Source organism: Ferrimonas kyonanensis DSM 18153 (assembly GCF_000425405.1).
GTDB classification, from domain to species: Bacteria; Pseudomonadota; Gammaproteobacteria; order Enterobacterales; family Shewanellaceae; genus Ferrimonas; species Ferrimonas kyonanensis.
Window position 1 is genome coordinate 235,561 of sequence record NZ_AUDJ01000011.1, and the last position, 10,909, is coordinate 246,469.

General features: G+C 53.8%; 9 protein-coding genes and 1 pseudogene. 6 read left to right on the forward strand and 4 right to left on the reverse strand.

Going from position 1 to position 10,909, the window contains the following annotated elements:
* The first annotated feature begins 156 nt into the window (after positions 1-156).
* Positions 157-750, forward strand: coding sequence for a PhnA domain-containing protein (locus H598_RS0105840; protein WP_028112179.1), 594 nt, complete (start codon positions 157-159; stop codon positions 748-750).
* A gap of 206 nt (positions 751-956) precedes the next feature.
* The gene (locus tag H598_RS0105845) at positions 957-2,462 is read left to right on the forward strand and encodes a glycosyl hydrolase family 28-related protein (protein WP_156896942.1); all 1,506 of its coding nucleotides are present in this window, start codon (positions 957-959) and stop codon (positions 2,460-2,462) included.
* Positions 2,463-2,524: 62 nt separating this feature from the next.
* Here the strand turns inward: H598_RS0105845 and H598_RS0105850 are convergent, their stop codons facing one another.
* The 3 genes from H598_RS0105850 to guaB all read right to left on the reverse strand — a co-directional run bounded on the left by H598_RS0105850 (position 2,525) and on the right by guaB (position 6,315).
* The gene (locus H598_RS0105850) at positions 2,525-3,025 is read right to left on the reverse strand and encodes a GNAT family N-acetyltransferase (protein WP_028112181.1); all 501 of its coding nucleotides are present in this window, start codon (positions 3,023-3,025) and stop codon (positions 2,525-2,527) included.
* A gap of 172 nt (positions 3,026-3,197) precedes the next feature.
* The gene (gene guaA, locus H598_RS0105855) at positions 3,198-4,772 is read right to left on the reverse strand and encodes a glutamine-hydrolyzing GMP synthase (RefSeq protein ID WP_028112182.1); all 1,575 of its coding nucleotides are present in this window, start codon (positions 4,770-4,772) and stop codon (positions 3,198-3,200) included.
* A gap of 79 nt (positions 4,773-4,851) precedes the next feature.
* A complete protein-coding gene (gene guaB, locus H598_RS0105860; protein ID WP_028112183.1) occupies positions 4,852-6,315 on the reverse strand; it encodes an IMP dehydrogenase in 1,464 nt (487 codons plus the stop codon).
* A 129-nt stretch (positions 6,316-6,444) separates the two neighbouring features.
* On the opposite strand from guaB, the gene xseA reads away from it, so the two are divergent.
* From xseA to H598_RS0105880, 4 genes are all read left to right on the forward strand, one after another.
* Entirely contained in the window at positions 6,445-7,779 is a 1,335-nt protein-coding gene (xseA, locus tag H598_RS0105865) for an exodeoxyribonuclease VII large subunit (RefSeq protein WP_028112184.1), read from the forward strand.
* 625 nt (positions 7,780-8,404) lie between these two features.
* Positions 8,405-8,980: a hypothetical protein gene (locus H598_RS0105870; RefSeq protein ID WP_028112185.1), complete on the forward strand. Its 576-nt coding sequence runs from the start codon at positions 8,405-8,407 to the stop codon at positions 8,978-8,980.
* A gap of 125 nt (positions 8,981-9,105) precedes the next feature.
* Complete coding sequence (locus tag H598_RS0105875) at positions 9,106-9,570, forward strand: hypothetical protein (RefSeq protein ID WP_028112186.1); 465 nt, start codon at positions 9,106-9,108, stop codon at positions 9,568-9,570.
* Between the two features lie 131 nt (positions 9,571-9,701).
* Entirely contained in the window at positions 9,702-10,121 is a 420-nt protein-coding gene (locus tag H598_RS0105880; protein ID WP_028112187.1) for a hypothetical protein, read from the forward strand.
* Between the two features lie 296 nt (positions 10,122-10,417).
* Here the strand turns inward: H598_RS0105880 and H598_RS26740 are convergent.
* Positions 10,418-10,909 (reverse strand): annotated as a pseudogene (locus H598_RS26740) (transposase); the annotation flags it as partial.

The following is a 10,909-nucleotide window of genomic DNA, read 5'->3' on the forward strand; positions in this document are numbered from 1 at the left end:
CTACAACTCATTCCAATTGGGAATCAGTAAGGTCCATCAGAGAACAAATTGTGGTGGCACACCGACAGTTTTGTTGCCGATCCTGATCCCGGTCTCTGACAGAACCGCTTGTGGATTGCTATAATCCCGCCTTAACACTCGTGAGGACGAATTTAGATGAGCATTGAAAACACCCTGATGCAGCGTGGCGACTCCAAATGTGAGTTGTGTGGTACCAACGACCAGCTGAGCGTGTATGACGTCCCACCGGTAGACAAGAGCAGCGAAGACAAGGCGGTGCTGACCTGCATCACTTGCAAAACCCAGCTGAACGACGCCGCCAGCGTCGACGTCAATCACTGGCGCTGCCTGAACGACGCCATGTGGAGCCAGGTTCCTGCGGTACAGGTGGTGGCTTACCGCATGTTGCACCAGCTGAACGCCCAGGGCGAAACCTGGTGCCAGGATCTGCTGGACATGATGTACATGGAAGAGGACACCAAGGCCTGGGCCGATCTGGGCCTGCCGGAAGAGGAAGATCCCGATGCCATTGTTCACCGCGACAGCAACGGTGACGTCATCGTTGCCGGTGACACCGTTCACCTGATCAAAGATCTGGTGGTTAAAGGCGGCAACTTCACCGCCAAGCGCGGCACCCCGGTACGCAACATCGGTGTGACCAACAACCCGCTGCACATCGAAGGACGGGTTAACGGCCAGCGTATCGTGATCCTGACCGAGTTTGTGAAGAAGTCCAAGCACGGCGAATAACCACGCCTCTGCCACTCCATGGGCCCGCCAACGGGCCCATTATTAATTTCGGCCTGCTTTTTAGCCATTCCGCCTCCCGATAGCCACCCTCCTAATCCATCATATAAAAATGGTGATCAACATCAATTAACTCATTGTTATTTAAACGTAATATCAGTCGCCCTGCCAAGAGCCTGTATGCTCTTGCTTCCTCCAAGTGGTGATAAATGAAAACCTTCTATTCTCTTTGCTTTATTTCCCTTCTCTTTGGGTGTGGCTCAGGTGGTGGATCCAGCTCCGCTCCCGACACCCCAAGCCCAGTAGATCCCCCAGAACAAGCAGTGTGTGGATATACAGACAGCAGTGATGGTTTTCTGGCAGAAAATACCGAGCAACTACAAACGCTTCTGACCACTCTGGCCAACAATGGCCACGACGACATCATCTATTTGGCCGCTGGCACCTATCAAGTAACTACTCCGTTAACTTACGACTTTGCCACCGCTGCAGGTCAGCCAATGGAGAAAATTTCCCTGATTGGCTGTGGCGCCGAACAAACCATCTTCGATGGCAATGGCAACAGTCGAGTCTTCAATTTCTGGAAAAATGGTCCTGAGATCGATGAAGACGCCATCCACATGGGGCCCAACCCCTCTCTCTATATGCAGGATCTCACCATTCAGAACGGTCGTTGCATCGGAGAGTGTTCGGACAAATATGGCAACAGCGGAGCCGGCATCCATGTTCAACGTTACGACACTGAACTGGTTAGAGTCTCTTTGCTCAACAACTACGACCTCAATGAAGGCAGTGCCCTAAATGGTAGCGGCCACACCACTCTCAATGACGTCCTGGTAGACGGTAACGAACAAGGCACCGCCATCAGTGTCTGTGGTCGCCTCACCGTCATCGACTCAGTCATCACCAATAACATCGGTGGCGGCATCTATCGGGGCATCTGCCTGGACGGAGATTACAGTGACTTCGACGTCAACGTTGTCCGCTCCCACTTCGAAGGTAACTTAGGTACTCGGGGTTACGCCAAAGACCATGGCGCCCTGCAGGTGCTTGGCGGTACGACACCGGGTAAATTATCGATTACTGACTCCGTCTTTATAAACAACCGAACAGATTCCTACGGTGGCGCTGCAGTTCTTACCCGCCACGGCAATCTGACCATCAGTAACAGCCGCTTTATTGATAATCTGGTCGTGGATGACCACCAACCATGCACCGAGTACTCCATGGACTGTCAAACCGGAGGGGCTCTTTTCATCGATAACTGGTTCCCTGGTGGCGGCAAGACCCTTATTGATAACAGCGTCTTTAACAATAACCATGCAACCGATGCTGGTGGCGCCATTTTCATGGGAGGAGGCGAAGATTGTGAGCGCGACCTGGTGCGCGGTTACGACAGCTATTGTCGTCCCGATGACTTCCCACAGCCTCAGCCAAGCCAGCAAACACTGACGGTTACCAACAGTACCTTCAACGGTAACCAAGCGGCGAAAGCCGCCGATGTCATCATCGCAAAAATGGAGCTGCAGGGAGGTTTCCAGTCTGGAAATGTCACTTTGGAAGCCAGCAGTTTTAGCAACTCGGCAGGGAAGAGTTCCATGGTCATCGGTGGCAACCTTACTCTGTCCGAAACGGCAATTGGCAACAGCGTACACCTGGCTGGCGAACTGAGCAGCGACAACCTTTCCAGTATTGAATCCCTAATTCAACGCTAACCTTAACGAAATAACATGAAAAAGCCCGCCAATCGGCGGGCTTTTTCATGCGAACTCGGCACTTAGCTCAGAGGGTCACAGTCCAACCACTTGTACATCACCAGGGCATCGACGTACCCCTGAGTGGGGTGGCAAAACGCCATCGGCAGTCGGCCGACGGTCTGAAAATCCAGCTTGCTCCACAGCTTCACCACCGTGGTGTTGGTCACCGCCACGAAATTAAACTGCATCGCCCGGTAGCCCAGCGACACCGCCAGTCGCTGCGAATGGCGACAGAGATCTGACGCCAACCCCTTACCACGGGCGGCTGGCGCCACCATGTAGCCACAGTTGCAGACGTGATTGCCCGGTCCGGCCTGGTTGGTTTTCAAGTAGTAGGTGCCCAGCACCTCCCCTTCCCGCTCCGCCACGTAGGTGACCCTGGGGCCACGCATCCACAGGTCGTAAGCCTGGTCGCGACTGATGTCCCGATCGTAGCCATAGGTTTCCCCGGCAACGGCGATGGGTTGAAAGATGGCCCAGATGGCCTCGAAATCCGCATCGGTGGCGGGACGGATCTGCATAGTGGTGCTCCTGGAGCAGGAAAACGAAGCGGCATTGAGGCCAAGGCGGACTCAGGCGCCGGCTTAATGCCGTAACGGCCATTATCTCACTCAACGGCGCCGCCGTCATGGATTGCATGGGGGATTGATAAAAAAAGGGGCCAACTGGCCCCTCTTGTCTACCTCTGCGGGATCATTCCCACTCGATGGTGGCCGGCGGCTTACCGGAGATGTCGTACACCACTCGAGAGATGCCGTCGATCTCGTTGATGATGCGGTTGGACACCCGACCGAGGAAGTCGTACGGCAAGTGGGCCCAGTGGGCGGTCATAAAGTCGATGGTCTCCACCGCACGCAGGCTCACCACCCAGTCGTACTTGCGGCCATCGCCCATGACGCCCACAGATTTCACCGGCAGGAACACGGTAAAGGCCTGAGACACCTTGTTGTACAGGTCCGCCTTGTGCAACTCGTCGATGAAGATGGCATCGGCGCGGCGCAGCAGATCGCAGTACTCTTTCTTGACCTCGCCCAGTACCCGCACGCCCAGGCCCGGCCCAGGGAAGGGGTGACGGTACAGCATGTCGTACGGCAGGCCCAGCTCCAGGCCGATCTTGCGAACTTCATCTTTGAACAGTTCGGTCAGCGGCTCCACCAGTCCCAGTTCCATGTCTTCCGGCAGACCGCCGACGTTGTGGTGAGACTTGATCACGTGAGCCTTACCGGTGGCGGCACCGGCGGACTCGATCACGTCCGGGTAGATGGTGCCCTGTGCCAACCATTTCACATCCTGAATGCGCGAAGCCTGCTCATCGAACACCTCGATGAAGGTGTGGCCGATGGCCTTACGCTTCACTTCCGGATCGTCGATCCCTTCCAGGGCCGCCAGGAAGCGCTGCTCGGCATCGACACGAACGATGTTGAGGCCGAAGTGATCGCCAAACATCTCCATCACCTGGTCGCCCTCGTCCAGGCGCAGCAGACCGTTATCCACAAACACGCAGGTCAACTGGCTGCCGATGGCACGGTGCAGCAGCATCGCCACCACCGAGGAATCGACGCCACCGGACAGGCCCAGAATCACCTTGTCGGAGCCCACCTTGGCTTTGATGCGCTCGATGGCATCTTCGATGATGGTGGCGGAAGTCCAGCGAGTGTCGCAGCCACAGATGCCGGTGACGAAGTGCTCGATCATCCGTTTGCCCTGGCGGGTGTGGGTCACCTCAGGGTGGAACTGCACACCATAGAACTGGCGGCTCTCGTCGGCCATGGCCGCGAACGGACAGGTGTCGGTCTCGGCGGACTTAACGAAGCCCTCTGGAATGGCGGTAACCTTATCGCCGTGGCTCATCCACACGTCCAGCAGTGGTTTGCCGTCGTCGGTCAGGGCATCCTCGATTTTGTCGAACAGCGGGTTGCTGTCCACCACTCGAACCTGGGCGTAGCCAAATTCACGCTTATCGGAGCAAGAGACCTTGCCGCCCAGCTGTTCGGACATGGTTTGCATGCCGTAGCACACACCCAGCACCGGCACGCCGGCCTGGAACACGTACTCAGGGGCCCGTGGCGAGTTGGCTTCGGCCACACTTTCCGGACCGCCGGAGAGGATGATGCCGTTGGGGTTAAAGTCGCGAATCTTCTCTTCGCTGACGTCCCAGCCCCACAGTTCACAGTACACGCCGATCTCACGAATGCGGCGGGCAATCAGTTGGGTGTACTGAGAACCGAAGTCCAGAATAAGGATACGATGGTCGTGGATGTTGCTCATCTTAGGTCAATCTCATTGTTGTATAGGGTAGGCCACGGAAACGCTGCAAAAAGGGCAGACCTCAGTCTGCCCTTCGGGATTAACCCATGCGGTAGTTCGGCGCTTCCTTGGTGATGGTCACGTCGTGCACGTGGCTCTCTTTGATGCCGGCGCCGCTAATGCGGACGAATTCCGCCTTGGTGCGCAGCTCTTCGATGGTGCCACAGCCGGTCAGGCCCATGCAGGAACGCAGGCCACCCAGTTGCTGGTGAACGATCTCTTTCAGCTTACCTTTGTAAGGAATGCGCCCTTCGATCCCTTCCGGAACCAGTTTGTCGGCGGCATTGTCACTCTGGAAGTAACGGTCGGACGAGCCCTTGGTCATGGCACCCAGAGAGCCCATGCCACGGTAGGACTTGAAGGAACGGCCCTGGTACAGCTCGATTTCACCCGGCGCTTCTTCGGTACCCGCGAACAGGGAACCGGCCATGATCAGGCTGGCGCCGGCGGCGATGGCCTTGGCGATGTCACCGGAGAAACGGATGCCACCATCGGCAATCACCGGAATGCCGTATTCGTTGGCGACGCTGGCCGCTTCCGATACGGCGGTGATCTGCGGCACACCGACACCGGTAACAATGCGGGTGGTACAGATGGAGCCCGGGCCGATGCCGACCTTGACGGCATTGACACCGGCGTCGATCAGCGCCTTGGCACCGGCGGCAGTCGCGACGTTACCACCGATGATCTGAACCTCAGGGAAGGCGGCGCGGGTTTCACGAATCCGCTGCAGTACCCCTTCGGAGTGACCGTGGGAAGAGTCGATCAGCAGCACGTCGACACCGGCTTCCACCAGTGCCGCCACCCGCTCTTCGTTGCCTTCACCGGCACCGACGGCGGCGCCGACGCGCAGGCTACCCTTGTCATCTTTACAGGCGTTAGGTTTACGCTCGGCTTTCTCGAAATCTTTCACGGTGATCAGACCGCACAGCTGGAAGGAGGCATTGACCACCAGCACTTTTTCAATGCGGTGCTTCTGCATCACCTGCTGGGCCTGCTCCAGTGGCGTGCCCTCGACCACAGTCACCAGACGGGCTTTCGGCGTCATCACGTCGGCCACTTTCTTGGACAGGTCTTTGACAAAACGAACGTCACGGCCAGTGATAATGCCCACCAGCTCGTTGCCTTCGGTGACCACAGGGTAACCGGCAAAGCCATTCTGTTCGGTCAGTACCTTCAGCTCGGCGATGGTCAGTTCCGGAGTCACTGTCAGCGGATCGGCAACGATGCCGGCTTCGTATTTCTTCACCATACGAACCTGAGCCGCTTGCTTCTCGATGCTCATGTTTTTATGGATAAAGCCAATGCCACCTTCCTGAGCCATGGCGATGGCCAGACGACCTTCGGTCACGGTATCCATGGCGGCGGAGACCAGGGGAATGTTCAGGCGGATGCTTTGGGTCAGTTGGGTGCCAAGCTCGGCGGTGTTCGGAAGAACAGTAGAGTGGGCAGGGACGAGTAGGACATCGTCAAAGGTAAGCGCTTCTTGTTTAATTCTTAGCATGGCAACATTTCACCGGTAGGGTTTTTGTGGGTGTAAAATATTGCCGGGGAATTATAGGGATCAAGGCTTGCCTCTGCAATCATTTATTGATATTAATTGTCGATCCAACTATTTAACACCGGGCCAACAGTGGCAAATCAAGTCCTTACCGTCTCCGCTCTGAACCGCCAACTGAAAGCCGCCGTCGAACAGCAATGGAACCGAATCTGGCTCTCCGGCGAGATCTCCAACCTGGCGACGCCCTCTTCCGGCCACTGGTATTTCACCCTCAAAGACGATCGCAGTCAGCTGCGCTGTGCCATGTTCCGTGGCCGCAATAACCGGGTAACCTTCCGGCCAGAAAACGGCATGCAGGTGCTGGTGCGCGCCAGCGTCACCCTGTACGAGCCCCGAGGCGATCTGCAGCTGCTGGTGGACGCCATGCAGCCCGCCGGCGACGGCCTGCTCAAGCAACAGTTCGAGCAACTGAAAATGCGCCTGGCCGCCGAAGGCCTGTTTGCCTCCAGCGCCAAGCAGCCGATACCGGATCCCATCGAACGGCTCGGCATCATCACCAGCCCCAGCGGCGCCGCCATTCACGACGTGCTGACGGTGCTCAAGCGACGCAACCCGTCGCTGCAGGTGATCCTCTACCCCAGTCTGGTGCAGGGGGCCGAGGCCAGCGCCAGCCTGTGCCGAGCCATTGAAACCGCCAACCAGCGAGACGAAGTCGACTGCCTGCTGCTGACCCGCGGCGGCGGTTCCCTGGAGGATTTGTGGTGTTTCAACGAAGAGGCGGTGGCCAGAGCCATCTTTGACTCCTACCTGCCGGTGGTCAGCGCCGTCGGCCACGAAGTGGACATCAGCATCGCCGATTTCGTGGCAGATCTGCGGGCGCCGACGCCATCGGCGGCGGCCGAACTGCTCAGCGGTGACAACCAACATCAGTTTAAGGAGCTGGCCAACCTGCGGGCCCGGCTGCAACGAGCCACCAGTCAGCAGCTGCAGGGGCAAGGCAACCGGCTGGCGCTGCTGGAATCGCGGCTGCATGCCAGCCACCCGCAGCGGCAACTGGACACCCTCAACCAGCGATTGGATGAGGTCCAGCTCAGGTTGCATCACCAGATGGAGCGACGCCTGACCCAGGGACACCAGAGCCTGGCTCAGCTGCAGACCCGGCTTCAAAGCTGGCAGCCACAGCGGCAACTGCAGCAGCGGCGCCAGACCGTCAGCGCGCTGCAACAACGACTGAGCCAAGGCATGAGCCATCTGCAGCAGCAAAAGCAGCAGCAACTGGCCGGGCAGGCGCAAGCGCTCAACGCCATCAGCCCATTGGCCGTTCTGGGCCGGGGCTACAGCATCCTGCAAAACGCCGAGGGGGTGGCCCTGACCTCTGCCGAGCAGACTCAGGTCGGAGAGCAGTTGAAGGCGCGTCTCAATCAGGGTCAGCTGACCCTCGAGGTAACCGCACTAGACAGCGATTAAGCCTTAAAGCCTCCAACCTCTATCGCCCCCGCAAACGCGGGGGCCCCGTGTCCTCGACTTTTTCGGCGCCTACCCCACCAGTCACCAATCACCAATCACCCCATCCCCCTTTATCTGACACCACGATAAGTGTAGGATTTTCTTCAATTGAATCCGTTAGTTATTGATTTGGGGTGGCACATCACGGCGGAGCTCGGCCAAAATACGTCGTCTCGAATATGGTTACGGTTACAATTCAATCTCTTATGGGTTTGTGATTACTAACCCCGACTGCCATTCGCGCCATTCTGTGGCCCAGCGGCGCCATCGAGTATGAGCGGTAACTGCCACTCTATCGCAGGCTAAGGCGCAGGGTTTGCGGGGACCGGTGCCTGACTTAAGACCACAAAAAACCAGTAACTCTTCACTTCGACACCGGATCAAACACAGCCAGGAGGCGGCGCCGCTTTTGGGCAGGCGGAATCCGCCTTACGTGTCTGAGGGCCTTGGTTAAATAGCCCACTTCTTGGCGCTATTATGTTGAAAAATATGTCCTTTAGATTCAGAGCGGGAAACCTAGCTCCGACAGATAGGCGGCAAGGTTTTGTGGATTGATAGGCGGCAAACCGCCGCATAATAAGCTGTTATGTTTTTATGGTGGTTCGGAGGATATTTGATAAGGTTAGTTATTATTCTTGTTGTATTGTTCATTCCGTTAGATATACATTCTATGGAGGTTGATTTAACGGATATTGCTAGTCAAATCGGTGCAGATGTAAACGCATTAAAGAAAGTTGAAAAAGCATCACAAATTAGATTGGATAGAATGTGCTTGCAGCATGGCTGCTCTGAACTAAATCCTGTGATCAACTCATGTAGTATAAATCCCTTACCGAACACTTGCGTGATATTAGCTTTTTATAAGCAAGCAATGATTCTAGAACTCTGTGAAAATGATTTATATTGTATGAAGGCGCATCGTGAAAATGAGCTTAAATTTATTTCCTTTTACGAAGACAAAGCTGCAGATCCGGGTATCGGAAGAACTGCTGTCAACATCTGCTCTCCTTTGCACAGATTCCATTCTCAAAATGAGTTGATACAAGAGATTGAAGCCGAGTTGGGTATTGTTCAGGTTTTCATAGAATTTTTTGACTTCACTTCATACTTTGAATGTATATCTGACACATACAAAAGACTATCTATATCTGCTTCAAACTAATGTGACAAAACATAACAAGGCACTGCAGGCGGATTTCAACCAACCCGGTTTCACTCGTGCCTCGCGGAGTATGTCCGGGCAAGTTGCTCCCGCTGAGTGGAGCGTTATAGTTTCAGGAGAGTACAGTGAGTGATCTCGACAAAATATTGTTAACTACAGTTCTGACTATTTTTGGTGGTCTGATGATACATGTGCTCTCTCAAATGTTTATTAAGATGTTTTTAGAGCCTTGCATTGAATATAAGAAAATCAGATCAGATGTGATTTCGCACATGTCATTCTATTCAAACATGTTCGATTCAAAACTGAGGGCTGATGATTCTGATGATTACAGAGAAAGATATTATAAAGCTCAAGATGATATTCGATTGTCCATGGCTAAGTATAGAGCATCATATAACTCAATAACACCACTAATATTAGCTAGGTTGCTCCGTATTGTTCCAAGTTTCAGTGACTTTGAAAGTATCAGCAAAAATCTTTTAACATTGTCGTTCTTGGGTTCAATAAAACATGACGAATCTGGATATAATGAACAGTACAATTTAGCGAAAGAGACACTAAAACTACTTCAGGTCAAAGGGTATTGAAACTATAACAAGGCACTGTAGGCGGATTTCAGCCAGCCCGGTTTCGCTCGTGCCTCGCGGAGTATAACCGGGCAAGTTGCTCCCGCTGAGTGGAGCGTTAGTTGTCATTGAATCATGCATGGAGACTTAAGATGAAAATTATTCAGTTTAGCGGACAGTATGGAGGAGGTGGAAACACAGAAATTCCGAAACTCCAACGACGTTTGAATGCTATTTTTTTCGCGGATTCGAATGTTCAATTTTCGCTGGGTCCAATTGAATATTTCTCAATTGTATTTCGGGTTAGTGGCCCAGTAAGAGATTTCGGATATGAGGGGCCAGAACGCTTAAAAAAAGTTCGAGGGAAAAATATCATAACGATTGATTTTTCAATTCCGGAAACTCGTTGGAAGACGTTGTCAGGTATTAGGTTAAGAAAGTATTTGGCTGAAGGAATCGAGGAGTGCTTCATTCAATTATTGACTAGAGCAGAAAAACAATACGACTTAAATACAAGTGAGTTTGAAAAGCCATTTCGTCAGGGTTTAACTGAGTTTTTGAATGAATCGTAGACATGTAAAAAGACAACTAAAATAAAATGAAAAAAATAAAATAGACACTAAAAAAATAAAATAGACACCCATTTTAAAATCCCTCACAAAATAAAATAGACACCCATTTTAAAATCCCTCACTAAGCGCCAGTGCCTGCAGCCCTCGCTTAGTCAATGAGACCTCGATGAAATCCAGTACCAATTCCCCAAAAGGCGGGTCTTGGAGCATTCAATAAAAAAATTCCCAAAAAGCGGACAGCAGTGAGCTTCTTGGAGGGCAAGATTCGTTAAATGAGATAGTGGAGTGCGTACCGACTAAGCACCAAGCAAACGCTTAGCGTTTCCTGAGCCTCGAATTCGGTGCATACCATCGGTTTGACGGCAGTCCTGCAGGCTGTGCAGTCGTCCTGCCAGATGACAGAATTGGAACTCAAAACCCTCTGTGAGCTCCATCCAGCTGTCTAAATCAATATCGAGCCGTTGCAGTAATGTGCCGCAGGTGGATGGGATGGCCCCGGTTTTGTCGCCCCTGATGGCACGACCGGTAAACCCCACCAGTTCCAGATAATCATTGAGATGACACGGCAATGCATGCAGGCCCAAACTGTTGGTATCAAAAGGTTTTAGCGGCTCTGGTTGTTTGCCGTGAAGGGCGGCGCGGATGCGCATTTGAATGCTGGTAAAGTCCGATTGCTCCGGGGTCTTGGCGATGCCTGCCCGAATAGGGTTGAGGTCAACGTAAGCCATACACGCCAGCAGAGCCTGCTCATCGAGCAACGCCTGAGATTTGAAACGGCCCTCCCAGAA

Coding starts and splice junctions, on each gene's coding strand:
- H598_RS0105870 (WP_028112185.1), top strand. CDS start 8,405: ATGTTTTTATGGTGGTTCGGAGGATATTTGATAAGGTTAGTTATTATT.
- H598_RS0105840 (WP_028112179.1), top strand. CDS start 157: ATGAGCATTGAAAACACCCTGATGCAGCGTGGCGACTCCAAATGTGAG.
- guaA (WP_028112182.1), bottom strand. CDS start 4,772: ATGAGCAACATCCACGACCATCGTATCCTTATTCTGGACTTCGGTTCT.
- guaB (WP_028112183.1), bottom strand. CDS start 6,315: ATGCTAAGAATTAAACAAGAAGCGCTTACCTTTGACGATGTCCTACTC.
- H598_RS0105850 (WP_028112181.1), bottom strand. CDS start 3,025: ATGCAGATCCGTCCCGCCACCGATGCGGATTTCGAGGCCATCTGGGCC.
- H598_RS0105845 (WP_156896942.1), top strand. CDS start 957: ATGAAAACCTTCTATTCTCTTTGCTTTATTTCCCTTCTCTTTGGGTGT.
- H598_RS0105880 (WP_028112187.1), top strand. CDS start 9,702: ATGAAAATTATTCAGTTTAGCGGACAGTATGGAGGAGGTGGAAACACA.